Source organism: Mesorhizobium sp. B2-3-7, assembly GCF_006442695.1.
Taxonomy (GTDB): Bacteria; Pseudomonadota; Alphaproteobacteria; order Rhizobiales; family Rhizobiaceae; genus Mesorhizobium.
Genome location: NZ_VFVV01000003.1, coordinates 505353 through 530288 on the forward strand (window position 1 = coordinate 505353; position 24936 = coordinate 530288).

At 63.7% G+C, this 24936-nt stretch carries 27 protein-coding genes and 1 pseudogene; 10 read left to right on the plus strand and 18 right to left on the minus strand.

The window, feature by feature from the left end; all coding sequences use genetic code 11:
* Nucleotides 1–6: 6 nt before the first annotated feature.
* Nucleotides 7–1020, plus strand: coding sequence for an ABC transporter substrate-binding protein (locus tag FJ940_RS09345; RefSeq protein ID WP_246670996.1), 1014 nt, complete (start codon nucleotides 7–9; stop codon nucleotides 1018–1020).
* Nucleotides 1021–1415: 395 nt separating this feature from the next.
* Here FJ940_RS09345 and hdaA read toward each other — a convergent pair whose 3' ends face one another.
* Genes hdaA through FJ940_RS09360 form a run of 3 tightly spaced genes read right to left on the minus strand, consistent with a single transcriptional unit; the run spans nucleotide 1416 to nucleotide 3871 of the window.
* Entirely contained in the window at nucleotides 1416–2120 is a 705-nt protein-coding gene (hdaA, locus tag FJ940_RS09350; RefSeq protein ID WP_140515482.1) for a DnaA regulatory inactivator HdaA, read from the minus strand.
* A gap of 34 nt (nucleotides 2121–2154) precedes the next feature.
* The gene (locus tag FJ940_RS09355) at nucleotides 2155–3342 is read right to left on the minus strand and encodes an AI-2E family transporter (protein ID WP_140494346.1); all 1188 of its coding nucleotides are present in this window, start codon (nucleotides 3340–3342) and stop codon (nucleotides 2155–2157) included.
* A complete protein-coding gene (locus FJ940_RS09360; protein WP_140495033.1) occupies nucleotides 3314–3871 on the minus strand; it encodes a CDP-alcohol phosphatidyltransferase family protein in 558 nt (185 codons plus the stop codon). Before FJ940_RS09360 ends, FJ940_RS09355 begins: the two co-directional genes overlap by 29 nt.
* A gap of 172 nt (nucleotides 3872–4043) precedes the next feature.
* On the opposite strand from FJ940_RS09360, the gene purM reads away from it, so the two are divergent.
* The 5 genes from purM to FJ940_RS09385 all read left to right on the plus strand — a co-directional run bounded on the left by purM (nucleotide 4044) and on the right by FJ940_RS09385 (nucleotide 7044).
* Nucleotides 4044–5120 (plus strand): phosphoribosylformylglycinamidine cyclo-ligase, encoded by a 1077-nt coding sequence (gene purM / locus FJ940_RS09365; protein ID WP_140494348.1) that lies wholly within the window; start codon nucleotides 4044–4046, stop codon nucleotides 5118–5120.
* Entirely contained in the window at nucleotides 5117–5830 is a 714-nt protein-coding gene (gene purN / locus FJ940_RS09370; RefSeq protein ID WP_140515481.1) for a phosphoribosylglycinamide formyltransferase, read from the plus strand. The genes purM and purN overlap by 4 nt, the downstream gene beginning before the upstream one ends.
* Nucleotides 5831–5911: 81 nt before the next feature.
* Nucleotides 5912–6145 (plus strand): type II toxin-antitoxin system HicA family toxin, encoded by a 234-nt coding sequence (locus FJ940_RS09375; RefSeq protein WP_224656000.1) that lies wholly within the window; start codon nucleotides 5912–5914, stop codon nucleotides 6143–6145.
* Nucleotides 6142–6483 (plus strand): type II toxin-antitoxin system HicB family antitoxin, encoded by a 342-nt coding sequence (locus FJ940_RS09380; RefSeq protein ID WP_140656259.1) that lies wholly within the window; start codon nucleotides 6142–6144, stop codon nucleotides 6481–6483. The genes FJ940_RS09375 and FJ940_RS09380 overlap by 4 nt, the downstream gene beginning before the upstream one ends.
* Before the next feature lie 51 nt (nucleotides 6484–6534).
* Entirely contained in the window at nucleotides 6535–7044 is a 510-nt protein-coding gene (locus FJ940_RS09385; protein WP_140520620.1) for a histidine phosphatase family protein, read from the plus strand.
* 47 nt (nucleotides 7045–7091) lie between these two features.
* Here the strand turns inward: FJ940_RS09385 and FJ940_RS09390 are convergent, their stop codons facing one another.
* From FJ940_RS09390 to FJ940_RS28430, 6 genes are all read right to left on the minus strand, one after another.
* Entirely contained in the window at nucleotides 7092–7331 is a 240-nt protein-coding gene (locus FJ940_RS09390; protein ID WP_140494357.1) for a DUF680 domain-containing protein, read from the minus strand.
* Nucleotides 7332–7520: 189 nt separating this feature from the next.
* Complete coding sequence (locus FJ940_RS09395) at nucleotides 7521–7748, minus strand: DUF680 domain-containing protein (protein ID WP_140494359.1); 228 nt, start codon at nucleotides 7746–7748, stop codon at nucleotides 7521–7523.
* 44 nt (nucleotides 7749–7792) lie between these two features.
* Nucleotides 7793–7996 carry a DUF680 domain-containing protein gene (locus tag FJ940_RS09400; protein ID WP_140494361.1) on the minus strand — a complete coding sequence of 68 codons (204 nt, stop codon included), beginning with the start codon at nucleotides 7994–7996 and terminating at the stop codon, nucleotides 7793–7795.
* Nucleotides 7997–8500: 504 nt separating this feature from the next.
* On the minus strand, nucleotides 8501–9274 hold the full coding sequence (dapB, locus tag FJ940_RS09405; protein ID WP_140656262.1) for a 4-hydroxy-tetrahydrodipicolinate reductase: 774 nt from the start codon (nucleotides 9272–9274) through the stop codon (nucleotides 8501–8503).
* Between the two features lie 8 nt (nucleotides 9275–9282).
* Nucleotides 9283–11376, minus strand: coding sequence for an ATP-dependent helicase (locus FJ940_RS09410; RefSeq protein ID WP_140656265.1), 2094 nt, complete (start codon nucleotides 11374–11376; stop codon nucleotides 9283–9285).
* 69 nt (nucleotides 11377–11445) lie between these two features.
* Entirely contained in the window at nucleotides 11446–11619 is a 174-nt protein-coding gene (locus FJ940_RS28430) for a hypothetical protein (protein WP_181165130.1), read from the minus strand.
* Nucleotides 11620–11729: 110 nt separating this feature from the next.
* Between FJ940_RS28430 and FJ940_RS28435 the strand changes: the two genes are divergently transcribed.
* Nucleotides 11730–11870, plus strand: a complete 141-nt coding sequence (locus FJ940_RS28435; RefSeq protein ID WP_181165131.1) for a hypothetical protein — start codon at nucleotides 11730–11732, stop codon at nucleotides 11868–11870.
* Between the two features lie 213 nt (nucleotides 11871–12083).
* Here the strand turns inward: FJ940_RS28435 and FJ940_RS09415 are convergent, their stop codons facing one another.
* The 3 genes from FJ940_RS09415 to FJ940_RS09425 are packed head-to-tail and all read right to left on the minus strand — an operon-like array spanning nucleotide 12084 to nucleotide 15691.
* Nucleotides 12084–13241: a M20 aminoacylase family protein gene (locus tag FJ940_RS09415; RefSeq protein ID WP_140633822.1), complete on the minus strand. Its 1158-nt coding sequence runs from the start codon at nucleotides 13239–13241 to the stop codon at nucleotides 12084–12086.
* 18 nt (nucleotides 13242–13259) lie between these two features.
* On the minus strand, nucleotides 13260–14486 hold the full coding sequence (locus tag FJ940_RS09420; protein WP_140656267.1) for a Zn-dependent hydrolase: 1227 nt from the start codon (nucleotides 14484–14486) through the stop codon (nucleotides 13260–13262).
* Nucleotides 14483–15691, minus strand: a complete 1209-nt coding sequence (locus FJ940_RS09425; protein WP_140656270.1) for a diaminopropionate ammonia-lyase — start codon at nucleotides 15689–15691, stop codon at nucleotides 14483–14485. The genes FJ940_RS09420 and FJ940_RS09425 overlap by 4 nt, the downstream gene beginning before the upstream one ends.
* A 96-nt stretch (nucleotides 15692–15787) precedes the next feature.
* Here FJ940_RS09425 and FJ940_RS09430 point away from each other — a divergent pair, with 96 nt between their 5' ends.
* Nucleotides 15788–16273 carry an Lrp/AsnC family transcriptional regulator gene (locus tag FJ940_RS09430; RefSeq protein WP_181165174.1) on the plus strand — a complete coding sequence of 162 codons (486 nt, stop codon included), beginning with the start codon at nucleotides 15788–15790 and terminating at the stop codon, nucleotides 16271–16273.
* A 69-nt stretch (nucleotides 16274–16342) separates the two neighbouring features.
* Complete coding sequence (locus FJ940_RS09435; protein ID WP_140656273.1) at nucleotides 16343–17467, plus strand: NAD(P)/FAD-dependent oxidoreductase; 1125 nt, start codon at nucleotides 16343–16345, stop codon at nucleotides 17465–17467.
* A gap of 25 nt (nucleotides 17468–17492) precedes the next feature.
* Here the strand turns inward: FJ940_RS09435 and FJ940_RS09440 are convergent, their stop codons facing one another.
* The 4 genes from FJ940_RS09440 to FJ940_RS09455 all read right to left on the minus strand — a co-directional run bounded on the left by FJ940_RS09440 (nucleotide 17493) and on the right by FJ940_RS09455 (nucleotide 23055).
* On the minus strand, nucleotides 17493–19601 hold the full coding sequence (locus tag FJ940_RS09440; RefSeq protein WP_140656276.1) for a molybdopterin oxidoreductase family protein: 2109 nt from the start codon (nucleotides 19599–19601) through the stop codon (nucleotides 17493–17495).
* A 157-nt stretch (nucleotides 19602–19758) separates the two neighbouring features.
* A complete protein-coding gene (locus FJ940_RS09445) occupies nucleotides 19759–21636 on the minus strand; it encodes an ABC-F family ATP-binding cassette domain-containing protein (protein ID WP_140494379.1) in 1878 nt (625 codons plus the stop codon).
* 136 nt (nucleotides 21637–21772) lie between these two features.
* Nucleotides 21773–22222 carry a MucR family transcriptional regulator gene (locus FJ940_RS09450; protein WP_140494381.1) on the minus strand — a complete coding sequence of 150 codons (450 nt, stop codon included), beginning with the start codon at nucleotides 22220–22222 and terminating at the stop codon, nucleotides 21773–21775.
* 320 nt (nucleotides 22223–22542) lie between these two features.
* Nucleotides 22543–23055, minus strand: coding sequence for a DinB family protein (locus FJ940_RS09455; protein WP_140656279.1), 513 nt, complete (start codon nucleotides 23053–23055; stop codon nucleotides 22543–22545).
* Between the two features lie 65 nt (nucleotides 23056–23120).
* Here FJ940_RS09455 and FJ940_RS09460 point away from each other — a divergent pair, with 65 nt between their 5' ends.
* Entirely contained in the window at nucleotides 23121–23813 is a 693-nt protein-coding gene (locus tag FJ940_RS09460; RefSeq protein WP_140494385.1) for a glutathione S-transferase family protein, read from the plus strand.
* A gap of 63 nt (nucleotides 23814–23876) precedes the next feature.
* Here FJ940_RS09460 and FJ940_RS09465 read toward each other — a convergent pair whose 3' ends face one another.
* Together FJ940_RS09465 and FJ940_RS28440 are read right to left on the minus strand one after the other, a co-directional pair.
* Nucleotides 23877–24125 carry a DUF2934 domain-containing protein gene (locus FJ940_RS09465; protein WP_224680492.1) on the minus strand — a complete coding sequence of 83 codons (249 nt, stop codon included), beginning with the start codon at nucleotides 24123–24125 and terminating at the stop codon, nucleotides 23877–23879.
* Between the two features lie 247 nt (nucleotides 24126–24372).
* Nucleotides 24373–24936 (minus strand): annotated as a pseudogene (locus FJ940_RS28440) (hypothetical protein); the annotation flags it as partial.

A 24936-nucleotide genomic window follows, 5' to 3' on the forward strand; every position in this document is an offset into this window, starting at 1 on the left:
GAGGAGATCATGAGGATCATTTCGAAACTGGCGGCCGCCGCCGTCGTATTGCTCGCGGTGGCCACAGACGCGGGGGCCGCCGAAAAGGTCACCATTTCGATCGGCGGAGCGTCATGCCTCTGCTATATGCCGACCGTGCTCGCCAAACAGATCGGCGCTTACGAAAAAGCCGGCATCGATGCAGACCTCGTCGATTTCAAGGGCGGTTCTCAATCGCTGACCGCAGTATTGGGTGGCAGCGCGGATGTGGTGTCCGGCTATTTCGATCACACGGTGAAATTGGCCGCCAAGAACCAGCGCCTGCAATCCTTCGTCGTTTACGACCAGTTCCCGGGACTGGTGCTGGCGGTGGCGCCGGACCAGACCGGCAAGATCAAGTCAGTGAAGGACCTTGCTGGCAAAAAGGTCGGCGTGACCGCTCCCGGTTCCTCGACCGACTTCTTCCTGAAGTTCCTTCTGCAGAAGAACGGCATCGACCCGACATCCGCCGCCGTGATCGGCGTTGGGCTGGGCGCTACCGCCGTTGCCGCCATGGAGCAAGGGCAGATCGACGCCGTGGTGACGCTCGATCCGGCCGTCACCGTGCTTCAGGCCAAGCATAAGGACCTGACCATCCTGGCGGACACGCGCACCCAGAAGGATACCGAGGCGGTATTCGGAGGCGACTATCCCGGCGGAGCGCTTTACACCCGGCCGGAATGGATGGCCGCGCATCCCCAAGCAACGCAGGGATTGACCAATGCCATGCTTGCCACGCTGGATTACATTCACTCCCACAGCGCCGAAGAGATCATGGCCCAGATCCCCGACAATCTGATCGGCAGCGACAAGGACGCCTATCTGGCCGCGTTGAAAAATGCGATCCCCATGTATTCGACCACCGGGCTCATGGATCCAAAAGGCGCGCAGGCCGTGCTCGACGTTTTCTCTCTCGGTTCGCCCGATGTGGCCAACGCCAAGATCGATATCACGCAGACGTACACGAACGACTATGTGAACAAGGCGAAGAAGGCCAACTGACGAGATCAACGCCAAGCAGCGGGCATATGGCTCGTTCGCCTTAGCCACGGAGTTCACCGAGCGCCGGCATTTCAGCGACTCGGTGGCCTCGTCGCCATTTTGGGTATCCGTCAATTGACGAATACCCGTTCTTCTCTCACCTAGCTTGGCGTTGCGCGGGCAAGCCGAACGCGCAGCAAGAGTGAGGGTGACTGAAGTCACATGAAGGTAAGCTCGCCGGGCGAGAACCCCAACCGCCCCACTCCCGGCGAGCCTACAACCTGATTTGGAACGCAATCAGGACCGGGGTCAGCCGGCAAGCTTGTATCGCAAGATCGGTGCCAGCTTTGTTTCCCGAAATGGGACGGTTAAAGGGACATGGAACCACCATTTGCTGGCCGGCCGACCATCGCGCCCTAAACCTCGAACTCGCCCTGCCCCTCGTCCATGGCGCTGACGGTTTCAGCCGCCAGCGCCCGGGTGATCGGCGTCTTGCGTTCGAGCGCGGCGCGGTCCAGCCGCTCCACCACGCGCATGGCCGTCGCCAGGGAGCGCTCGATGCGGCGCACCAGATATTGCACGACATGCGGCTCGACCTCGACCTGTCGGTCGGCGAACAGCTTGGTGATGACACCTGCCAGCAGGAGATCGTCGGGTTCGTGGATCTCGACGGTTGCCGCAGCCTTCAGCCGCGACGCCAGATCCGGCAGCGTGACGCCCCAGGCCGAGGGAAAGCGGCGCGCCGTCAAAAGCAAATGCGAGCCGCTGCCGCGTACCGCATTGATCAGATGAAACAGCCCCTGCTGGTCGACTGTGCCGGTATCGACGTCGTCGATCAGCGCCGGCCGGGCACCGAGATTTACAATGCTGTCACCGACGCGGTGCGCGTCGACCTGAACGGCATCCGCCCGTGCCCGCCATATCGAGGCCAGATGGGTCTTGCCGGAACCGGCCGGACCGGCCAGCACGACCACTGGCGAGGGCCAGTCCGGCCAGCGGTCGACCAGCGCCACTGCCTGGTTGTTGGTGCCGGAGACGACGAGTTCGTCTCGCGAATAGCCGGTGCCATGGCCGAGATCGAGCGGCAGCTGGCGCGGCGGGTCGGCCCTCTGGTCGCTCATGCCAGGCTCAGCCGCGCGACCCGGCCAAGCCGGATCATGGATTGATGCCTTTGCGACGATCGGCCGGCAATGGCGGCACGGCCTTGCCGTGACCCTTGTAGAGCGGCGATTCCAGATAACGCGCAATGGCAAAGCGCACCAGGACCGCGACCGCGGCCGATGCAGGCACCGCAATCAGCAGGCCGACGAAGCCAAACAGCGCGCCGAAGGCAAACAGCGCGAACATCAGCCACACCGGATGCAAGCCGACGCTTTTGCCGACCAGCCGCGGCTGCAAGATATTGCCCTCGATGAACTGGCCGATGAAGAACACCACCGCGACCGCTACGACCATGGTCCAGTCCGGCCAGAACTGGACGAAGGCAACGCCGACGGCCAGCACCAGTCCGGTCAGCGAGCCGACATAGGGGATGAAGGAGATCAGCCCGGCGAACAGGCCGATGAGGATGCCGAAATTGAGACCGGTTAGCGTCAGGCCAGTGGCATACATGGCGCCCAGCACCAGGCACAGCGTGCCCTGCCCGCGCACGAAGCCGGCCGTTGCCGTGTTGATGTCCCTGGCGATGGCGCGCACCGTGGCGACATTGTCCCGCGGCACCCAGCTGTCGATCACCGCCACCATGCGGTCCCAGTCGAGCAGCATGTAGAAGGCGACCACCGGCGTCACCACGAACAGGCTGATCACCGAGACCAGCGCCACGCCCGAACTCCATATCGAGGTGAACACGGTCGTCAGCAGACCGAAGCCGGATGTCAGCAGTGAGTTCAATCCGTCGCGCAGGCCATTGGCGTTGACGCCGAATTTCTGTTCCAGCCATTTCGGATCGAACGAGGTGATCAGGCTCTGCAGCCGCGTCAGGTACTCAGGCAACTTGCCGGCAAAATCGGCCATCTGCGTCGCCAGCACCGGGATGAGGATGACAAAGGCCAGCACCAGCACGACAAGGAAGGTGATGAGGATGACCACCGTTGCCATGAAACGGCTGAGGCCGAGCCGCTGCAGCCGGTCGGCCACGGGATCGAGGAAATAGGCGAGCACCATGCCGGCCACGAAGGGCAAGAGGATGGCGCTGAAAACATAGAGGAAAAGCGCGAGCGCGGCTACGCCGGCAAGCCAGAAGAAGATCTGCCGGCGGAATCCGGCGGATGGATCATCACCGGCGGCCGCCGGCGCGCTCGCCGCAGCTTCTTTGTCAGGTGCCCGGGGTGGAGCCTTCGCCATAGCCGCTCATATGCCTCAGCCAAGCCACGAGATAGGCTGCGGCCGAAGCCACGGTCAAGACCCCGGACAGCATTATGAGGGCGGGACGAAGTGGATCGAGATGGATCGAAAAAGCAAGCTCACCCAGCACCAGCGCCGCCAGTACAATCTGGATGGCGGTGTTGACCTTGGAGACGAGGAGCGGCTTCATCTCGACGGGGTGGGCCATCACGGTGGACAACAGCACCGCGCAAATGATCAGAGCGTCGCGCGACACCATGGTGACGACCAGCCACAGCGGCAATTGCCCGATGAAGCCCAGCACGACGAACACGGAAACCAGAAGCAGCTTGTCGGCTACCGGATCGAGATAGGCGCCGAGCTTGGAATGCTGGTTGAACCGGCGGGCGATGAAGCCGTCGACGCCGTCCGAGATGCCGGCAACGAGGAACCCGGCAAAGGCCCAATCCCAGCGCGCCTGGAGCATGGCCAGCACCACGGCAGGCACCAGGACAAGGCGCATGATTGTGATCAGGTTGGGGATGGTCAAGCGCATGTCCCGTCGCTTCTGTCTGAACGATAGATGATGGAGATGGGGGATGGGCGCAAGAGAGAAGCTGCCGAGCTTCCCCTGGTGGGGAGCGGCAGTTTCAGCGCCGTTTTCCTTGCGGACCGAAACCGTTCATGCGAAGAGCCGCAAAGGAAACAGCGACAAGCCAGATATGAAGCGCGATACAGTCAAGCGTAAGAACGGGCTCACCTATGCCGAGGCTGGCGTCGACATCGATGCCGGCAATCTCATGGTCGAGAAGATCAAACCGCTGGTCAAGGCGACGCGCCGGCCGGGCGCCGATGGCGAGATCGGCGGTTTCGGCGGCTTGTTCGACCTCAAGGCCGCCGGCTTTACCGACCCGGTGCTGGTCGCTGCAAATGACGGCGTCGGCACCAAGCTGAAGATCGCCATCGACGCCGGCAAGCACGACACGATCGGCATCGACCTCGTCGCCATGTGCGTCAACGACATCGTCGTGCAGGGTGCCGAACCACTGTTCTTCCTCGACTATTTCGCCACCGGCAAGCTCGATCCGGACCAGGGTGCGGCGATCGTCGGCGGCATCGCCGCGGGCTGCCGGCAGGCCGGCTGCGCGCTGATCGGCGGCGAGACGGCGGAAATGCCGGGCATGTATCACGGCAAGGACTATGACCTTGCCGGTTTTGCCGTGGGCGCGGCCGAGCGCGGCCAGCTTCTGCCCACCGACGACATCGTCGAGGGCGACGTGCTGCTGGGGCTGGGTTCGTCGGGCCTGCATTCGAACGGCTTTTCGCTGGTGCGCCGCATCGTTGCGACCAGCGGCCTGGCATGGACCGATCCGGCTCCCTTCAATGACGAGGCCACATTGGCCGAGGCGCTGCTCGAGCCGACCCGGATCTATGTGAAATCGATCCTGAAGGCGATCCGCAACACGCACGGCATCAAGGCGCTGGCCCATATCACCGGCGGCGGCTTCCCCGAAAACATTCCGCGCGTTCTGCCGAAGGAGTTCTCGGCCGAGCTCGATCTCGACGCCATCGACGTGCCGCCTGTGTTCTCATGGCTGGCCAAAACCGGCGGTGTGGCGCCCGAAGAGATGATGCGCACCTTCAACTGCGGCATCGGCATGATCCTGGCGGTGGCGTCCGGCCAGGCGGCGCAGGTCGCTGCCGTCTTGCAGGAAGCCGGCGAGACGGTGACGCCGATCGGCCGGATCGTGCCGCGCCGCGACGCCGGCGTCATCTATCGGGGTTCGATCGGTCTATGAGTGCGCAGAAGAAACGCACTGTCGTTCTGATCTCGGGGCGCGGTTCCAACATGACGGCGCTGATCGCCGCCGCCAGCGACCCGGCTTTCCCGGCCGAAATCGTCGGCGTCATCTCCGACAAGGCGGATGCCGCCGGGCTCGGCATGGCGAGGGCGCGCGGCATCGCCACCCAGGTGATTTCCCGGGCCGACCACGCCAGCAAGCAGGCGCACGACGCCGCGATCGATGCGGCCCTCACGGCCTTCAATGCCGAGATCGTGGCACTGGCCGGCTATATGCGCATTTTGACCACCGGCCTCGTCCAGAAATGGCAGGGTCGCATGATCAACATCCACCCCGCTCTGTTGCCGGCCTTCAAGGGGCTCGATACGCATGCGCGCGCGCTGGTGGCGGGTATGCGTATCCATGGCTGCACGGTGCATTTCGTCACGTCCGAGATGGATGACGGCCCGATCATCGCACAGGCGGCGGTGCCGGTAATGGTTGGCGACAATGCCGACACACTTGCCGCACGAGTGCTGAAGGTGGAACACCAGCTCTATCCGCTGGCGCTGGGGCTGGTCGCCGAGGGCAAGGCGCGGATGGAAAAGGGCCGCACCGTGTTTGCCCGCTTCGCCGACGATGCCGACAATGCAACCTCGATGATCATTGCACCGAGCCCGCTACGCGAGGAAATCGATTTCGAGCAATTGGCGCGGATCACGCCGTAGGCATTTTTGCAGTCATAATTTGATTGCAAACTTTGGCGCACCCCCCTATCTCATGCTTGCATAAACAGCAAGCATAGGCGCGTGCTCAAAGCGATATTCACCGATCCAGTTTCGGGCAGTATCGAATGGATTGCCGTCGAAGCCTTGCTGGTCGCCGTTGGTTGCCAGGTGATCGAAGGAAGCGGCTCACGCGTGCGTTTTGTCTTTAAGAGCGAAGTCGAGACGTTCCACCGGCCGCACCCTTCAAAGGAAGCAAAGCGATATCAAGTACGGGATGCTCGCCAATTCTTGTTGAGGATCGGAGTGAAGCCATGAATGCGATGACCTACAAGGGCTATTCGGCCCGCGTTGATTATGATGACGATGACGAGATTTTCTTCGGCCGTATTGCCGGTATTCGAGACGGCGTATCCTTCCATTCAGAAACTGTCGCGGGGCTAAAAGCCGCCTTCCATGAAGCCGTGGACGACTATGTCGAAACTTGCGCGAAAATCGGTAAGTCGCCGCAAAGATCTTATTCCGGCAATCTCATGTTGCGCGTTGACCCCTCGGTTCATTCAAAAGTCGCAATGGCAGCGGAAGTCGCAGGCAAGAGCCTGAACCAGTGGGGAGAAGAAGTCTTGCGCGAGGCCGCCGAAAAGCAAATTGCCTGAACCAGCAGCTGTCCTGCCTCCATCTGCATCCGCCATTCGACCGGGAGTATCGTGAAACAGTTGTTTGTGCTGCGCCACGCCAAGTCGAGTTGGGACGATCCCAACCTCCCCGATTTCGACCGGCCGCTCGCCGAACGCGGATTGAAGGCGGCCCAATTGATAGGGCGCGAACTCGCGGCGCGCGGGTGGCTGCCGGACCAGGCGCTGGTATCGCCGGCGCTGCGCACCCGTGAGACCTGGCGGCTGGTGGACGCGGAGTTGCCAGCGCATCCACGAGTCGCGTTCTCCGAGGCGCTTTATGAAGCCTCGGCGACGGATATTCTGAGCCAGATTCGTCAAGCCGATCCGTCGAACGACAGCTTGCTGGTGGTCGGCCACAATCCCGGTCTGCAATATCTGGCGAAACAGCTTGCCGGGCCAGGGTCAGAGGCCAAGGCGCGCAGGAGGCTCGAAGGAAAATTTCCAACGGCAGCCTTTGCGCGCCTCGTTTTCCAGGGCGACTGGTCCAACCTGTCGTCCGCGCGGCTGACGCATTGCCTGCGTCCGAAGGATCTGCGCTAGAAATCCGGGGGTAAGCTGGCAGCCAAGGCCGCTGCGTGTCCGGGACGTTAATTGCCCCAGATGCCTTGGCCGGGTTCGGGCCAGTCGGTAGTGGGCTTCGTCTTGGCATCGCCTGTCTCGTGGCCGGCCATGCCCGTATCCTTGAGCGCGCCGGTGACAAGGTGGTCCACGCCCGCCATCGGGGCGACGGGCTGGTTGGCATTGTCGGAGCCATAATGGTCGCTGCCGGCAAAGGCGCTGCCGGTCGCAACGAGGATGGCGGCGGTGGCGAGGGCGATCTTGTTCATTTCAATCTCCTGGTTCATCCGTTAGGCGGCGTCTTGGGAGGACGGTTCCGCTAAGGACAAGACCCCAGGCACTCCTGTTTTATTCCTGGGCTCGGATTGTTTTCTGCCGAGCTTGGAGGATTGGTCATGCGCAAAAAACAAGAGCGGCGGGCCGGGCCCACCGCTCTTTGTGGTCGAAGACTTACAGAATCAACGGCCCCAGATGCCCTGGCCAGACTGAGCCGGCACGTTGGCATTCGCGTCGCCCTGCGCCTTTATGGACTTGGTGATCGAGCCGGTATGCGTGGTGTCGATGTTGGAGGTCGACTGGTTGGCAACCGGCTGGTTGACATTGTTGGAACCATAATTGTCGCTGCCGGCAAAGGCGCTGCCCGTGGCAATGAGAATGGCGGCGGCGGTAAGAGCGATCTTGGTCATTTCTTTACTCCTGAGGTCAAGTTGGTTGATGTCGGCAGTCGCGATCAACGGCCGAAAAGGTTGCGGTCGGCGCCCTGCGAAGCCGGGGCCTGGACGGTTCCATTCGTCTTCGAGATCGAAGCGGTGACGGAATGGTCGACAGCGGCGGCGGGCTGATTGGCGTTGGCCGAACCATAATTGTCGCTGCCGGCGAAAGCGGTGCCCGTGGCAACGAGGATGGCAGCGGCGGTAAGAGCGATCTTGGTCATTTTGGTTACTCCAGTATGTTTGTTCTGTCCGTCTAGTGGCGTGCCCTTGGGAGGATTTCGCGTCGCTCGGACCACCCCGAGATGGGTCTGCGGTGTTGTCGTTTCCAGTCACGAAAATGTGCCAAAAAAGCTGTGGGACGGCCCTTGAAATTGAAACGACATCGCTGGCTGCCACAATTTTGTCCCGTTAAATCAATGAGTTGTTTAGAAAATTCCATTGAGCCCACCCGTTTGCGCAGAGCGTACGTTCACCGTTTGATGTACGGTCCGTCAACATAAATCGAACCGAACGGTTCGGTTTTATCTACGTGATGCCCGCGCGAGTGACCGCATCCGGGCGTTTGCTTCGCGGCTGGGTCGTCATTGTCGCTGCAAACGGGCTGAAGGACGCGCCAAGAGGCGCCCCGCATTCTCCACGCGGAGGCTTCGCCTCCGGTCGCGGCAGGCTCAAGCTTTCAATCATTTTGGCGACTGGAGAAATGGAAAGCGGCGGGTTCTGGCCCGTCAGGAAGCGCCAAAGCCAAGGACGTCGCGCATATCGTATTGACCGGGCGGTCGCCCGGTCACCCAGAGGGCTGCGGCGATGGCGCCACGGGCGAACATGACGCGGTCCTCGGCCGCATGCGACAGGGTGACGATCTCGCCCCCGGTGCAGAAGCTGACGCTGTGCTCGCCGACGATGCTGCCGCCGCGCAGCACCGCGAAGCCGATCTCGCCGGCAGGCCGCGCACCGGTGACACCGTCGCGAACACGCCTCGCCATCGCATCAAGCTCGACGCCGCGTCCGTCGGCAATGGCTTGGCCGAGCATCAGGGCGGTGCCAGATGGCGCGTCGATCTTGTTGCGGTGATGCGCCTCGAAACTCTCTGCATCCCAGTCATCGGGCCTAAGCGCCTTAGCTGCGCTTTCAACCAATCCGACCAGCATGTTAAGCCCAAGCGAAAAGCTGCCGGAGCGTACGATGACAACGGTTTTCGCGGCATCGGCGATGGCTGCCAATTCAGCGTCATCGAAACCGGTCGAGCCAATGACCATGGCAGGCCCGCGACGGCCGGCGCAGGCTCTCGCCAGGTCGGCCGATGCCGCCGGCGTGGTGAAATCGACGACCACATCGGCCAGGCCGAGCGCCTCGTCGCGACTGACTAGGCCATCGCCGACGACGCCCGGTCGATGAAAGCGGGCAGTAAGCGCCAGCCGCGAGTCGGCCTGCACGGCGTCCGCCATCTGGCGCCCCATGCGGCCGAGCGCACCGGCAATTGCGATCCTGACTGGCGCCATCGCCGCGACTATTTCCACATGCCGCGCATGCGCGCGCCAATGTCGACGCGTATCTCCGGCCGGGGCGCCCTGCCCGGTGCTGCTTGCGCTGCCGGCCATACCGTCTGTTCGAATGCCGCAAGGAGGGCGGCCGGGATGAAGCGCGTGCGCGAGGCATAGACATGACGGTCGCCGCGCGCCGCCTGGCCATGCGGAAAGAAGCGCTGCGGCATGACCAGGTTGAGGCTGTCCTTGGCCCTTGTCATCGCCACGTAAAGCAGCCGGCGCTCCTCCTCGATATCTTCCCTGGTACCAACACCGAGATCGGCCGGAATGCAGCCATCGACAGTGTTGAGCACAAACACGTTCTTCCACTCCTGGCCCTTGGCCGAGTGGATGGTCGACAGGATCAAATAATCCTCGTCGCGGTGCGGCGGCCCGGCCTGGTCGCTGGTCGCGTCCGGCGGATCGAGCGTCAGCTCGGTCAGGAACCGTTCGCGCGAAGCGTAGCCGGATCCGATCTGCTCGAGCTGCAGAAGGTCGGCCCGGCGCGTGGTTGCGTCCTCGTGGATGCGCTCGAGATGCGGCTCGTACCAGAGCCTGACCTGTTCGAGATCGGCCGGCCATTTGGCGCCGGCACGCAGGCCGGAGTAGAGCGAGACGAAGCCCGGCCAGTCATCCGCCGCGCGCTGCGGCGGCCGCCAGCCGGCAAGGCCCATCGCCTCGTCCAGCGCCGATGTCATCGTCTCCACGACCTGCGCGGCGGCCGAGGGGCCGATGCCCGGCAAAAGCTGCAGCACGCGAAATCCGGCGACGCGGTCGCGCGGGTTTTCGGCAAAGCGCAGCACCGCCAGCACATCCTTGACATGAGCGGCATCGAGGAATTTCAGCCCACCGAACTTGACGAAGGGAATGTTGCGCCGCGTCAGCTCGATTTCCAGCGGCCCGCTGTGGTGCGAGGCGCGAAACAGCACCGCCTGCGATTTCAGCGCCGTGCCGGCCTCGCGCTCGGCCAGGATGGCCTCGCAGACGAAATTGGCCTGTTCGACCTCGTCGCGTACAGTCACCAGCCTCGGCTTGGCGGCGGATTTGCGTTCCGACCACAGGTTTTTGGTGAAGCGTTCCGAGGCCTCGCCGATCACCGCATTGGCGGCGGCCAAAATGGTTTCGGTCGAGCGGTAGTTGCGCTCCAGCATCACCACATCGGCGGCCTGCGCGAATTGGTTTGGGAAGTCCAGGATATTGCGCACCTCGGCGGCGCGGAACGAATAGATCGATTGCGCATCGTCGCCGACCACCGTCAGCCCGGCGCCATCGGGTTTGAGCGCCATGAGGATCGAGGCCTGCAGCCGGTTGGTATCCTGGTATTCGTCGACCAGCACATGGTCGAAGCGCCCGCCCAGATGCGTCGCTATCTCCGGTTCGGCCGTCATCTGCGCCCAGTAGAGCAGCAGGTCATCGTAATCGAGCACGTTCTGCGCCTGCTTGGCCTCGACATAGCCGGCGAACAGCTGCTTCAGCTGTTCGGCCCAGCCGGCGCACCACGGAAAGGCGGAGCCCAGCACCTCGCCGAGCGGCGCCTGCGCGTTGACGGCGCGCGAATAGATGGCAAGGCAGGTGCCCTTGGTGGGAAAGCGCGCTTCCGTCTTCGAGAAGCCGAGTTCGTGGCGCACCAGGTTCATCAGGTCGGCCGAATCCTCGCGATCGTGGATGGTGAACGCCGGATCGAGGCCGATCTCCTGCGCGTAATCGCGCAGCAGCCGTGCACCGATGCCATGGAAGGTGCCGGCCCAGGTCAGCGCGTCAGTGACGATCGAGGCGTCACGGCCGAGCACCTCGCCAGCGATGCCCTCGACGCGCCGGGCCATTTCGGAGGCGGCGCGGCGTGAAAACGTCATCAGCAGGATGCGGCGCGGATCAGCGCCCTTGACGATGAGATGGGCTACGCGATGCGCCAGCGTGTTGGTCTTGCCCGAGCCGGCGCCGGCAATGACCAGCAGCGGTCCGGCGATCCTGCCGTCGCCATGCTCGACAGCCTGGCGTTGGGCATCGTTCAGCCTTGCGAGATAAGCAGGCTGGTCGGTCGGTTCCCGAAATGTCGAATCATGAGCGGCAAGGTTCATCGCCCATCAAGCATCGTTTCCGCTTTGTTCGCAACAAGGAAGCGGCGCGGCGAGCTCAAGGTCGACAGGTCAGCGTTCCGGATCGACACCCATCGCTGCCGACTGCCTGCGCAATGTCTCCCGATCATTCTTCGGGACTGGCAGCAACAGGGGATCGACGGTGTCGGGTACGTCCTCGATCAGCTTGCGCGCGAGGCGGTAAGTGACGAAGGCGATGGTGCAGGCCAAGAGCAGACGGATCATCCAGCAGTCCTCCTTTGCCTGATCCAACCGGAGACATGAGCTTTTGTTCCTCGGCTTGATCGTCGCAACCAAACGGAAGTCGTCTCGTTGTCAGACGAGAGGAGGTAGCGATGAAGAAGCTCTCCCTAGGCCTTCTGCTGATCGTTCTGGCCGTGTCGGCCTGCGACAACAACGTCCCGCCAACCAAGGCTCCGGCAGCGGAAAACCCGCACGCCGACGGCAATCCTGTAGCCGATAAGACCGGCAAATGAGTTGACATGCGTGCAGCAACGCCGCGGACCACGGCGGGACAGCACAAAGCACAGCCTGGAAAGGACGGCCGGCGCCGCTTGGGAGGTGCCTGATAGCGCCGGCCAGGCGGATATCAGGTCCGCCGCAATATGGATGTTAGCTGAGTCTTGCCGTAGCGTCATGGGGATTCCACCCCTTTGGCTTCCCGCCAAATTCCGGAACGACCGCGCCGTTCATGCTCCCAATCGCCGTCTGACGACCGCGGCATGGAAATTCGTGCCGAACAGCACGCCGTCATCGTTGAAGTCGTAGCTCGGATTGTGCAGCGGCGCCGTGTCGCCATTGCCGAGGAAGACGAAGCAACCGGGCACGTGAGCGAGGAAACGGGCAAAATCCTCAGAGCCGGTCATCGGCTCGCGGGCGACGGCGACGCCTTCGGGCGCGAACACGTTTCCGGCGGCTGCAAAGGCCTCGTCGACCAATTCGGCGTCGTTGTGCAGCGGCACGAATTCCCTGCTGTAGGCGACCTCGGCGGTGACGTTGTAGGCGGCGGCGGTGCCGGCGGCGATGGTGCGCATCTGCTTCTCGATCTCGGCGCTGACCTCGGGGCGAAAGCTGCGGGCGTCTCCCAGGATACGGGCAAGGCCGGGCAGCGCGTTGCGGGTGCCGTCGGTGATCAGCTCGGTTACCGAGACCACCGATATGTCGGCCGGGCTCAGCCGGCGCGAGACGATGGTTTGCAGATTGGTGACCAGCGCGCAAGCGGCGACCAGTGTCTCCCGGCCGTCCTGCGGCCCGGCAGCGTGGCCGCCGAGGCCTCTCAGAACGATCTCGAAGATATCCTCGGCCGACATCATCGGGCCGGGGCGGGTTTCGAAATGGCCAATCGGCAATCCGGGCAGATTGTGCAGGCCGAAAATCTCATCGAAGGGAAAGCGGCGCATCAACCCATCGTCGAGCATGGCCAGCGCGCCCCTGCCCCACTCCTCGGCCGGCTGAAAGATGAAGCGCACCGTGCCGTTGAACCCGCCCTCCCCGGCCAGCAGCTTCGCCGCGCCGAGCAGCATGGTGGTGTGGCCGTCATGGCCGCAGGCGTGCATGATTCCGGGATTTTGCGAGCCATAGGCCACAGCCGATTGCTCGGTGATGCGCAGGGCATCCATATCGGCCCTGAGCGCGATCGCCCTGTTGCCGCTGCCGCGCTTCAGCGTGCCGACGACGCCGGTGCCGCCGACGCCCTCGGTCACATCGTCGAGGCCGAATTCGCGCAGTTTGGCAGCGACGAAGGCCGCGGTGCGCTTTTCCTCGAACCCGAATTCCGGATGGGCATGCAGATCGCGCCGCCAGCCGGTCATCTCCTGCTTCAAGGCATCGAGATCGATTTTGGCCATTTCTCCGCCCCTCTCAAACTAGGTTGCAAGTCGGGTGACGACATCGAGCAGAATGTTGGCGCCGGCGACGAGCTCGGTATCCTCGGTGTATTCGCGCGGATTATGGCTGATGCCGCCGGCGCTCGGCACGAAGATCATCGCGGCAGGTGCGATACGCGCCATCATCTGCGCATCATGGCCGGCGCCGGACGTCATGCGCTTCGAAACCAGCCCGCGACTGATGGCAGCGGCCTCGATCAGCTCCACGATGCGGCTGTCGAAGATCACCGGCTCGAAGCGCGCCAGCCGCTCGACCGAGATCGTCACGCCTTCGGCGGCGGCGAGTTCTTCGAGGTGAGCGGCGAGTGCTGCTTCCTCCGCCTGCAGCCGGTGCTCGAAAGGATCGCGCAGGTCGATGGTGAAGACCGCTCGCGAGGGAATGACGTTGATGGCGTTGGGCTCGAAAAGCATCGTGCCGACGGTGGCGACGGTCGGCGTGTTCGAAGCCTTGGCACGATCGTGCAGGAAGGCGACGACACGGGCGGCCGCATGGCCGGCGTCGCTGCGCATCGACATCGGCGTGGTGCCGGCATGGTTGGCGACCCCGTCGATGGTGATGCGCTGCCAGGAGATGCCTTGCAGGTTTTCCACCGCGCCGATCGGCACGCCTTCGCGCTCCAGCACCGGGCCCTGCTCGATATGCAGTTCGAGATAGGTATGCGGCTTGAGGAAGCCCGGCTGCTCGTCGCCGGCATAGCCGATGCGCGCCAGTTCCTGCCCGAGCACGCTGCCGTCGGTCCCCACGGCCGCCAGCGCCTCGTCGATCGCAACACCGCCGGCATGAACCAGCGAGCCCATCATGTCGGGGGAATAGCGCACGCCTTCCTCATTGGTGAAGGCGGCGACGGCCAACGGGCGCGACAGGACAAAGCCTGACGCCTTCAGTGTCTCGATTGCCTCCAGCCCAGCCAGCACGCCGTAGCAGCCGTCATAAATGCCGGCATCTATGACCGTATCGATATGCGAGCCTATCAGGATCGGCGCCTGCCCGGCATTCCCAGGCGTCCGCCAGATGCCGAAGATATTGCCCATGCGGTCGATGGCGACTTCGAGCCCCGCCTCGCGCAACCAGCCGACGAAGCGGTCGCGGCCCTGCCGGTCGGCGTCCGAGGCGGCAAGCCGCACCAGCCGGCCCTCGCCGTCGCGGCCGATGGCGCCGAGGTCCCGAATACGGCCAAGCAGCCGCCGCGCGTCGACCGAGATCATGGCGTTGCTCCAGAAAGTACCTTGCCCGCAAGCACGTCCGCGGCGGCCACGCCGACGAGTTCGGCATAACGCCTGGGATCGGTTGCGCCTTCGGTGTTGACGACCAGCACCCGCGAGAGCCGGTCGAGGCCGAGTTCGGCCTTGTTGTCGGCCAGCGCCCGGATCAGTCCGGCCAGGCCGACCCCGCCGCTTTCGCCGGCAACGATGGCCGGATCGCCGCCGGCCGGCCGCGCAAGCCTCCGCATCACAGCGACCGCATCCTCCTCGTCGACGGTCATGAAGGCATCGGCGGCACGCGCCAGCACGCGCCAGGCGACAGGCGACGCCTCGTAGCATTCGAGCATCGCCATGACAGTCGCTTCGCCATGCGCGATCCTGACAGGATGGCCAGCCCTGGCGGCGCCCAAGATACAAGCGGCACGTGCGGGCTCGACCACGGTGAAGACCGGCCTGGCATCACCGAGCACGATGGCGAGATGGCCAGCCAGGGCAGCGGCAATGCCGCCGACCCCGGCCTGGACGAAGACGTGGGTGGGCGGTTCGCCGAGCTGGCGCAGCGCCTCGCGCATGATCGCGGTGTAGCCTTGCATGACGAGGCCTGGAATGCGCTCATAGCCCGGCCACGACGTATCGGACACGACGGTCCAGCCCTTGTCCGCCGCGACGCGTGCGGCTTGCCTGACCGAATCATCGTAGTTGCCGTCGACGCGGATCATCTCGGCGCCGTAGCGGGCGATAGCCGTGATGCGCTCGTCGCTGACGCCGGCATGGACGAAGATCGCCGCCCTCGCGCCGACAAGCCGCGCGCCCTGTGCCACCGAGCGGCCGTGATTGCCGTCGGTCGCGCAAGCCATCGTCATGGTGGCGGCGACCGCCCTGACATCGGGCTGATCGAGATCGGCGATGCCGAGCGGCCTGCCAAGCCGGCGGCCGGCTTCCTCCAGCACCAGATGAACGACGGCATAAGCGCCCCCAAGCGCCTTGAAGCTACCGAGGCCGAGGCGAAAACCCTCATCCTTGAGGTGGATGGCGCCAATGCCCAGTTCGGAGGCCAGCGCCGGCAGCGCATGCAGCGGCGTCTCCTGATGATTGTCGCGATGGGACAGGAAACGCTCGGCCGCGTCGGCCCCCGCAACCCCGAGCGTTTCGGCGTCGACCGGATTGAGTGGGCTGCCGTGCAAGGCATTGCGGTTGAGCAGGAACATCAAGGCCTCCTTGGCTGACGACGAGACTATATTGCAAGGCAGGCGCAAAAAGCGCTGTATTCAAGGTGCCGAAATGCAAGTTTGTTTCTTCAGGACATGCCATTGCCCGCTTTGCCAGCCTCGCTCGACAGTTTCGACCTCGCCATTCTCGCCGTGCTGCAGAAGGACAACACGACGCCGCAGCGACTGATCGGCGAGGCCGTGAACCTGTCGGCGCCGGCGGTGCAGCGCCGTATCAAGCGCATGCAACAGACCGGCGTCATCGCGGCCAATGTCGCGGTCATCGAACCGGCGGCGGTCGGCCAGCCCATCACCATCTTCGTCGAGGTCGAACTCGAAAGCGAACGCACCGAACTGATCGACGCGGCCAAGCGGCAATTCCTGGCGGCGCCGGAAGTCCAGCAGTGCTACTATGTGACAGGCGAGGCCGACTTCATCCTGGCCATCACGGTGGCCGACATGAGCGCCTATGAGGCGCTGACGCGGCGCCTGTTCTTCAACAGCAACAATGTCCGCAAATTCCGCACCTTCGTGGCCATGGACCGCGTCAAGGTCGGCCTGACGGTGCCGCTGCCGGGATGAGCGATCAGGTTGCATGTCTGGCATGCTTTCGCCATTCTCCGCATCGCGAATTAGCGGCGGGAGGCGCGCTTGCACGACACCACCCCGGTTGCGATCATCGGTGCCGGGCCGGCGGGCCTGGCCGTTGCCGCGTGCCTGCGGCAGGCCGGGGTCGACTTCATCTTGCTTGAAAAAGAGCAGCAGCCCGCTCCCGCCTGGCGGCGCCACTACGAGCGCGTCCACCTGCACACGACCAAGCGCTATTCATCCCTGCCCTTCGTGCCCTTCCCCAGGCATTATCCGCGCTATGTGCCACGTGATCTGTTCGTCAAATACCTCGATACCTATGCGCAACGCTTCGATCTGCGGCCCCGCTTTGGAGAAGCGGTGCGTGCGATCCGCCGGCAGGGCAGAAGCTGGGGCGTCGAAGCGACATCAGGCACCGTGCGCGCTTCCCATGTGGTGATTGCCTCGGGATACAATGCCGAGCCGCTGATGCCGGCATTCGCCGGCGCCGGCAGTTTCAAGGGCAAAAGTCTGCACAGCGCGGATTACCGCAACAACACGCCGTTTGCCGGCCAGTCGGTGCTGGTCATCGGCATGGGCAACACCGGCGCCGAGATCGCGCTCGACCTGGCGGAAGGCGGCGCGCATCCGACGATCTCCGTGCGCGGCGGCGTCCATATCGTGCCGCGCGAACTGCTCGGGGTGCCCATCCAGGTCGTCAGCATGGCGACGCGCCTGGGGCCGCGACGCGTCAATGACGCCGTCTTCCCTATCATCCTCGATCTGGTGTTGGGCAGGCTGGAGAAATATGGGCTCAAACGGCCCAAGCAGGGATTGCTGGAGCAGATATCCCTGGCGTCGCGCATCCCGGTGATCGATGTCGGCACCATCGGCAAGATCCGCGAAGGCGCGATCAAGGTCGCGCCCGACATTGCCGAGATATCAGAAGGCGGCGCCCGTTTCGTCGATGGTCGGCACAGCGACTTCGACGCGATCATCTTCGCCACAGGCTACCGCCCAGCCTATGCCAAATTCCTCCAGCCCGGCGTCGAGCCTGGCGCCAGCGGCGTCAATGCGCGCGCTTCGGAACTCGGTCTTTATCTCGTCGGCTTCCACAATTCGGTCACCGGCCTGCTGCGCGAAATCGGAATCGAAGCCCAGGCGATCACCGACGACATTCGTCTCCGGCAGAACAGAAAAAGGACGTAGAAGCCCTGCCGGTGTGAGCTGGCGATCACCCCGCCTTGCGCAGCCACACCTTGTTGTCGTGGAATGCCGCGCCGCCATAGGGTGCGGGCGCGTCGGCGCCAGTCAGCACGTTGATGCCCTCGCCGCGCTCATGCGCGCTGTTCGGCCAGATGCCTTCGGCAATCACCACGCCGCGCTTGATGCCGTCGAACAGCTTTGCATGCAACACCACTTCGCCGCGCGCATTGCCGAGTTCGACACGGTCGCCCTCTGCCAAACCGTGTGCGGCGGCATCGTCGGGATGCAAGAGCAATTCCGGCCGGCCCTCCTTGGCCTTCGACACCGGCGTTTCGGAAAAGGTCGAGTTGAGGAAGTTGCGTGCCGGCGACGTAGCCAGCCGGAACGGATGCGCCTCGTCGGCAACCTCGATCAGGTCGACATGATCAGGAAATTGCGGCAACTGCTCCACCGGGCCGAACAGGCCCATGCTTTTCGGCGGCCTATTGGGGGCGGCTTGTCCGGTCCAATCGGCGCGGAAGCGGAATTTGCCGTCCGCATGGCCGAAGCCCTTGGTGAAATGCGCGGTTTCGAAATCCGGCTGCAGGTCGACCCATTTCTGCTCCTTCAGGCTGGCAAAGCTGCCCAACCCGCGCTTGCCCAGGATGATGTCGATATGCTGCTGTTCGGTGAGGCCGAAGCCCGGCCTGTCGGCGACTCCGAGGCGCTCAGCCAATTGCTCGATGACGAAATGGTTGGTGCGCGGCCCTTCCGGCGGCTCGATCAGCTTCGGGCCGAGCGTGATGTGCTGGTTGCCGCCGCCCTTGTAGATGTCGTCATGCTCGACGAACATCGTTGCCGGCAGCACGACGTCGGCGAGCTTGGCCGTGTCGGTCATGAACTGCTCGTGCACGCAGGTGAACAGATCCTCACGCAAGAAACCCTGCTTCACCAGTCGCTGCTCGGGCGCGACATTGGCCGGGTTGGTGTTCTGGATGAGCAGCGCCGTCACCGGCGGCCCGCCATAGAGCGCATCCGCCGCCCCCGTCAGCACCGGGCCGATGCGCGAATGGTCGAGAAAGCGGATCGAGGGATCGCGCATGCGCGTGCCCTCCAGCACCTCCTGGTTGAGCTTGAAGATGCCGGAATTGGAATGGAAGGCGCCGCCGCCCTCATATTGCCAGGCGCCGGTGACGGCGGCGATGCAGGAGGCGGCATGCATGTTGACCGCGCCGTTGCGCTGGCGGGCAAAGCCGTAGCCGAGGCGGAAATAGGTTTTCCTGGTCATGCCGACGAGACGGGCAAAGTTCTCGATCTCGGCCACAGTCAGTCCAGTGATCGCGGCCGCCCATTCGGGTGAGCGCGTGCGCAGATGCGCTTCCAGACCTTTCGGGTCATCGGTGTATTTCTCGAGATAGGCGCGGTCGGCCAAGCCTTCCCTGAACAGCACATGCATGACCGCGCAAGCCAGCGCGCCATCGGTGCCAGGCTTCAGGACAAGGCCCATATCGGCCTGCTTCATCGTGGCGTTCTCATAGACGTCGATGACCACGATCCTGGCACCGCGCTCCTTGCGCGCCTTGATGGCGTGGGTCATGACGTTGACTTGGGTCACCACGGCATTGGTGCCCCAGATCACCACGCAATCGGACTTGGCCATTTCGCGCGGGTCGGGACCGCGCAGCGCGCCCGCCCCCATCATCCAGCCGGTCCAGGCCAGGTTGGTGCAGATCGAGCCGAAGAAGCCCGAATATCTCTTCGCATGCCGCAGCCGCTCGATGCCGTCGCGCTGCACCAGCCCCATCGTGCCGGCATAGAAATAGGGCCAGACCGTCTCCGAGCCGTATTTTTCCTCGGCCGCGATGAACTTTTCGGCGACGAGGTCCAGCGCCGCCTCCCAACTTATTTCCTGCCAGGCGCCCTCGCCCTTGGCGCCTTTGCGCACCAGCGGCTTCAGCAAGCGGTCGGGATGGTGGACGCGGTCGGCGTAACGAGCAACCTTGGCGCAGACGACGCCGGCCGTATAGCTGTTGGACTTGGCACCATGGACGCGGCCGATGCGGTTGCCGTCAAGCAACTCGACCTCGAGCGCGCAGGTCGACGGGCAATCATGCGGACAGGCCGAATGGCCGATGCGAAGGCTGGCGTGCTGGTTCATGGGGTTTGTTTAGCGGGTTTCGGGCAAGGCGTGTAGGGCCAGATCTGACCGTCCCCTTGAAGGAGAGGGTCGGCGCGTAGCGCCGGGGTGGGTTGTGGCGCAGACCCCCACCCCGCTCCGCTTCGCGGATCGACCCTCCCCACAAGGGGGAGGGTAACTACTCCGCCGTGCCTTCCTCGTATTCGGCCGACATGGTCAGCCACTTTTCCTCGTGGCCGGCGAGCGTCTGGGCGAGTTGCGATCGCTCCTTCGCCAGCCTTGTCGCCGTCGACGGATCCTTTTCGTAGATCGCCGGGTTGGCCAGTTCGTCCTCGATGCCGTCGATGCGCTTGCGGATGCGGTCCATCAGCGCTTCGGTGGCGCGAATTTCCTTGGCCAGCGGCTCAAAGGCGGCGCGGCGCTGGGCCGCCTCGCGGCGGCGGTCGGCCTTCGAGGCTTTTTCCGCCTCGCGCCGCTCGCGCCGGTCGCCGGACACGCCTGTGACCAGCGTCTTGTAATCTTCGAGGTCGCCGTCATAGGGGTTGACGGCGCCATCCTTGACCAGCCACAGCCGGTCCGCCGTCGCTTCCAGGAGATGGCGGTCGTGCGAGATCAGGATGACGGCGCCGGGGAACTCGTTCAGCGCATGGATCAAGGATTCGCGGCTATCGATGTCGAGATGATTGGTCGGCTCGTCAAGGATGAACAGGTTCGGCCCCTCGAAGGCCGACAGACCCATCAACAGCCGCGCCTTCTCGCCGCCGGACAGGTCTTTCGCCGCCGTATTCATCTTTTCGGTCGTGAGCCCAAACTGGGCGACACGGCCGCGCACTTTCGATTCCGGCGCTTCGGGCATCAGCCTGCGAACATGCTCGTAGGCATTTTCCTCAGGCCTGAGATCGTCGAGCTGGTGCTGTGCGAAGATCGCCACCTTCAGCCCGGGCGCCACGGTCATGGTGCCGGTCTCCTGCTTCAGGCGGCCGGAGAGAAGCTTGGCAAAGGTCGACTTGCCGTTGCCATTGGCGCCAAGCAGCGCGATGCGGTCGTCGGCATCGATGCGCAAGGTCATCTTCTTCAGGATCGGCTCACCGGGTGTATAGCCGACATTGACATTGTTCAGCGCGACGATCGGCGAGGCCACCGTCTTCACCGGCTCCGGGAAAGAGAATGGCCGCACCGTGTCGTTCACGATGGCCGTGATCGGCTTCATCTTTTCAAGCGCCTTGATGCGGGACTGAGCCTGTCTTGCCTTGGATGCCTTTGCGCGAAAACGCTCGACGAAGGATTCCATATGCTTGCGGGCGGCTTCCTGCTTGATGCGGCCCTTTTCCTGCTGTTCTTTCTGCTCGGTGTACTGGCGTTCGAACTGGTCGTAGCCGCCGCGCCAGAAGGTCAGCTTCTTCTGGTCGAGATGGACGATCGAGTTGACGGCGCGGTTAAGCAGGTCGCGATCGTGCGAGATCAGCAGCACCGTGTGCGGATATTTGGAAACATAGTTTTCGAGCCACAGCGTGCCTTCGAGATCGAGATAGTTGGTCGGCTCGTCGAGCAGCAGAAGATCGGGTTCGGAAAACAGCACGGCAGCGAGTGCCACGCGCATGCGCCAGCCGCCGGAAAACGAGGAGGCCGGGCGGCGCTGCGCGGCGTCGTCGAAGCCGAGACCGGCCAGGATGGTGGCGGCGCGCGACTCGGCCGAATGCGCGTCGATATCGGCCAGCCGCATATGGATGTCGGCAATACGGTGCGGATCGGTCGCCGTCTTTTCCTCCTCGAGCAGCGCCGTGCGCTCGAGGTCGGCCTTGAGCACGATCTCGATCAGCGGCTCCTCGGTTCCGGGCGCTTCTTGCGCCACCTGGCCGATCCGCGTGTTCTTCGGCAGGCTGATCGAGCCCGTCTCGGAAGGGAAATCGCCTGTTATGGCCTTGAACAGCGTGGTCTTGCCGGTACCGTTGCGGCCGACAAGTCCGGCCTTGGTGCCGGCCGGCAAGGTCAGCGAGGCATGGTCGAGAAGCAAGCGCCCCGCCATGCGCAGCGAGAGGTCGTTGATGATAAGCATGGCCGCGCTTTTGCACGGGAGACCGGCGCTTCGCAAGACCTTGCGGGCCGGTTGGCCACGCAAGGCATGAAAACGGCGCGCGAAATGGCGCCGTCAACATCGCAGCTCAGAGGCTTCCGGCTGCGGTCGGCCGCGCTCAGGCGCTGGCTTTGCCGCGCTTTGTCGCCTTGGCCACGGGGGCCGGCGCTGCCGGCTTGCGGCCAAGTCCCGTCGACTTCGCCAGCGCTGACCGTGTCGCTGAGTAGTTCGGAGCGACCATCGGATAGTCGGGCGGCAGGCCCCATTTGGTGCGATACTCATCCGGGCTCAGCCCATAGTCCGTCCTGAGGTGCCGCTTGAGCGACTTGAACTTCTTGCCGTCCTCCAGGCAGACGATGTAGTCGGGAAAAACCGACTTCTTCGGGTTCACCGCAGGAACCAGGCTTGGGCTTTCCGCGACAACGGCACCTCCGAGCTTTCGCACCGAGGCACTGACGCTGGCAATCAGGTCAGGCAGGCCGGAAACCGGCAGCGGGTTGTTGCCGACATAGGCCGAGACAATGTCAGCGGTCAGCTCGATAACGGTCTTATCCTCGATATTTGACAAATCTTTCACCCTATTTGCGACAAAATCATCTACCCCAGAGAAGAATTTCGTCGATGCATTTATTTAACCGCGTCCCCCAAACGGACCAGCAAATCTCAAAACGAATCAAGACTTGCAGTCAAATATTTTTTAGGGAAATCGGCTCCGTGCAAACTAGAAAAGCTAATTTTTCGGGTCGGCAGACTTAGGCGGCCCGGTTGGAAGGCCAATATCTGTAAAACACGCGCCGTCGGTCATAACGCGCTCCAACGTCTTTCGGCCCTCAGTTCGCAGTTTCCGTGAAACGGTGAAAACTGCTCTATCGCAGCCGGCGGCCGAAATCAGGCGTATGCGCGCCCTTCCTCGGTGCGCTGGAAATGCGCCAGGTCGAGCTGCACGGAAGGGCGGCCCAGAACCGTCAGGATCATATGGGCCTGGCCGCGGTGGTGGGTCTGGTGGTTGAAGACGTGGTCGAGCGCCGGAGCCAGCCGTTGCGAGACGGTGCGCATGTCCGATACCGTCATGTATATAAAGCGGCCCGACAGCGCCTTGTCGCTCAAACCGCCAACCCAGTCGACGATCCGCCGGTCCTCCGCCTCGCGCGCCGTGCGCAGGCCCGGCAACGCCTGGTACAGTATGGCGTCCAGCGCCGTCGGCGCATCGCCCTCGCCGGTAAAGCGCTTCATCCAGATGCGATCGGCGGCCAGGAGATGGTTGAGCGTGCCCTTCATCGAGCCGAAGAAAGCGCCGACGTCGCGATTGAATTCCTCTTCGTCGAGATCGGCGGCGGCATCGTAGATGCGGCCATTGGCCCATTGATTATAGGCCGCAAACATCATGAAGTGCCGTTTCATCTTTTCTCCCGCCGGCCTGTGTCGAGGCGTTGCGGGATACCTAAACCGCAAGGAAGCCGCCGCCAATGACCATTCTGCTTTATGATCTCGTCGGACGCGACGCCACCCGGCCCTTCAGCCCGCATTGCTGGAAGGCGACGATGGCGCTGGCTCATAAGGGGCTGGAGATCAGCGCGGTGCCGACACGTTTTCTCGAAGTGCCACGCGTCGAGGGCGGCGCATCGAAACTCGTGCCGGTGATCCGCGACGGCGAGACGGTCGTCGCGGATTCCTTCGCCATCGCGCTTTATCTCGACGAAACCTATCCGGACCGGCCGTCGCTGTTTGGCGGCGAAGGCGGCAAGGCCATGGCGCGCTTCATCGAGCGCTGGTCGCAACTGACCATCCATCCCTATGTGACCACCGCCGCGATCATGGACCTTTATGCCATGCAGGATACGGAGAACGCCGCCTATTTCCGCCAGAGCCGGGAGCAGCGCCTGGGCAAGAGCCTGGAAGAGGTGATGGCCGCGCGGGATGCCGGGCTTGGCAATTTCAGGGCTTCGCTGGAGCCGCTGCGCTCGATGCTCGCCTATCAGCCATTCATCGGCGGAGATTCGCCCCTGTTCGCCGACTATATTGTGTTCGGCGCGCTGCAATGGGCACGCGTCGCCTCGCCCTACCCATTGCTCGACGACCACGATGTCGTGGCGCAGTGGTTCGCCCGCTGCCTCGACCTGCATGGCGGGCTGGGTCGAACGGTTGCGGCGGCCGCGTGAACCGTAGCGCCTGATCTTGCGGCAGGGCTAACGACGAGCCATCGGCTCCGATATGGCCAGGTCTTATTTGGCCGCCTTTTTTGGCTTACCGGGCTTGGCCGCGGTCTTGGCCTCTTTGGGCGCGGTTTTTGCCTTGCCGGCGACGGCCGCCTTTCTTGCTGGCTTCTTCAACCCGGATGACCCTGCATCCTCCTGGTCGATGTCGGCCGTCGCCTGTTGCCAATGGCGCTCATGCTGTCCGGCCGGTTGCCCTTCTTCCTGCCAGATATGATGTGCGCGGCTGCGAATGCGCTCCTGGCGATCGTCTGTCATGGTCATGGTCTCCATCCGGGCCGACCTCAGCGCGGCGCCGACATGTGACTATAGCAAGCAAAGCCTAATATTGCAGCCGTCCGATCTCGGGCTGGCGGCATCGCCGATATCGGCCCGGCACGCAAACGCGCATGGCGTCGACTTCCCCCGTCGACTTCCTCTGTCGACTTCCTCTGTCGGTAGCTAATCAAGTTGTCCGGTTTGGTAGCACATGATCTGTCCGCTTCTGTTTTGGCGTCGAAGCGGTTCACGCGGCTTGCCTGATGGGGCAAGTGTCTTCGATTGCGGCGCCGTCAGAGCTGTAGCGAGCGATGCGGCGCGGCCCGTGAAAGATCGCCAGGGTTCCATCCGGGTAGTGCCTGACCTTGACGGTGGCTTTGACGAAGTGATGCCGGATCGGGCTCTGCGGCAGCTGCAATCGCAGCCGCGCGAAGGCGACCGTGTTGTCGCGGGCAACGACGCGCTCCTCCTCGATGCACAGGATCTGGGCCAGTTGTTGCGGGTCTGCGGCGACAAAGGCGCTGTCCTCGACCGCGGCCGGCCTGGCGAAGCGGGCATTGTGAGCTGGTAGGTAGGTCTGGGCGATGAACCGGTTGGCGGCCTCGATGTCGGCAATTCCGGCCAGCGCCAGCTCTCTCGGTAGCCGATCCTGCAAGGTGGAGAACATCCGCTCCGAGCGGCCTCGCGCTTCAGGGGAATAGGCTGGAATATGTTCGATACCCAGCCGCTCGAGTGCCCGGCCGACCTGGGTCAGCCGGCTTTTGTCGACCGCCTCGCCGGCCTTCAGCGTCACGAAATAGTGGCTGCCGCG

Coding starts and splice junctions, on each gene's coding strand:
- hdaA (WP_140515482.1), bottom strand. CDS start 2,120: ATGAGCGACCAGAGGGCCGACCCGCCGCGCCAGCTGCCGCTCGATCTC.
- FJ940_RS09355 (WP_140494346.1), bottom strand. CDS start 3,342: ATGGCGAAGGCTCCACCCCGGGCACCTGACAAAGAAGCTGCGGCGAGC.
- purM (WP_140494348.1), top strand. CDS start 4,044: ATGAAGCGCGATACAGTCAAGCGTAAGAACGGGCTCACCTATGCCGAG.
- purN (WP_140515481.1), top strand. CDS start 5,117: ATGAGTGCGCAGAAGAAACGCACTGTCGTTCTGATCTCGGGGCGCGGT.
- FJ940_RS09380 (WP_140656259.1), top strand. CDS start 6,142: ATGAATGCGATGACCTACAAGGGCTATTCGGCCCGCGTTGATTATGAT.
- FJ940_RS09390 (WP_140494357.1), bottom strand. CDS start 7,331: ATGAACAAGATCGCCCTCGCCACCGCCGCCATCCTCGTTGCGACCGGC.
- FJ940_RS09395 (WP_140494359.1), bottom strand. CDS start 7,748: ATGACCAAGATCGCTCTTACCGCCGCCGCCATTCTCATTGCCACGGGC.
- FJ940_RS09400 (WP_140494361.1), bottom strand. CDS start 7,996: ATGACCAAGATCGCTCTTACCGCCGCTGCCATCCTCGTTGCCACGGGC.
- dapB (WP_140656262.1), bottom strand. CDS start 9,274: ATGGCGCCAGTCAGGATCGCAATTGCCGGTGCGCTCGGCCGCATGGGG.
- FJ940_RS09410 (WP_140656265.1), bottom strand. CDS start 11,376: ATGAACCTTGCCGCTCATGATTCGACATTTCGGGAACCGACCGACCAG.
- FJ940_RS28430 (WP_181165130.1), bottom strand. CDS start 11,619: ATGATCCGTCTGCTCTTGGCCTGCACCATCGCCTTCGTCACTTACCGC.
- FJ940_RS28435 (WP_181165131.1), top strand. CDS start 11,730: ATGAAGAAGCTCTCCCTAGGCCTTCTGCTGATCGTTCTGGCCGTGTCG.
- FJ940_RS09415 (WP_140633822.1), bottom strand. CDS start 13,241: ATGGCCAAAATCGATCTCGATGCCTTGAAGCAGGAGATGACCGGCTGG.
- FJ940_RS09420 (WP_140656267.1), bottom strand. CDS start 14,486: ATGATCTCGGTCGACGCGCGGCGGCTGCTTGGCCGTATTCGGGACCTC.
- FJ940_RS09425 (WP_140656270.1), bottom strand. CDS start 15,691: ATGTTCCTGCTCAACCGCAATGCCTTGCACGGCAGCCCACTCAATCCG.
- FJ940_RS09430 (WP_181165174.1), top strand. CDS start 15,788: ATGCCATTGCCCGCTTTGCCAGCCTCGCTCGACAGTTTCGACCTCGCC.
- FJ940_RS09440 (WP_140656276.1), bottom strand. CDS start 19,601: ATGAACCAGCACGCCAGCCTTCGCATCGGCCATTCGGCCTGTCCGCAT.
- FJ940_RS09445 (WP_140494379.1), bottom strand. CDS start 21,636: ATGCTTATCATCAACGACCTCTCGCTGCGCATGGCGGGGCGCTTGCTT.
- FJ940_RS09455 (WP_140656279.1), bottom strand. CDS start 23,055: ATGAAACGGCACTTCATGATGTTTGCGGCCTATAATCAATGGGCCAAT.
- FJ940_RS09460 (WP_140494385.1), top strand. CDS start 23,121: ATGACCATTCTGCTTTATGATCTCGTCGGACGCGACGCCACCCGGCCC.
- FJ940_RS09465 (WP_224680492.1), bottom strand. CDS start 24,125: ATGACAGACGATCGCCAGGAGCGCATTCGCAGCCGCGCACATCATATC.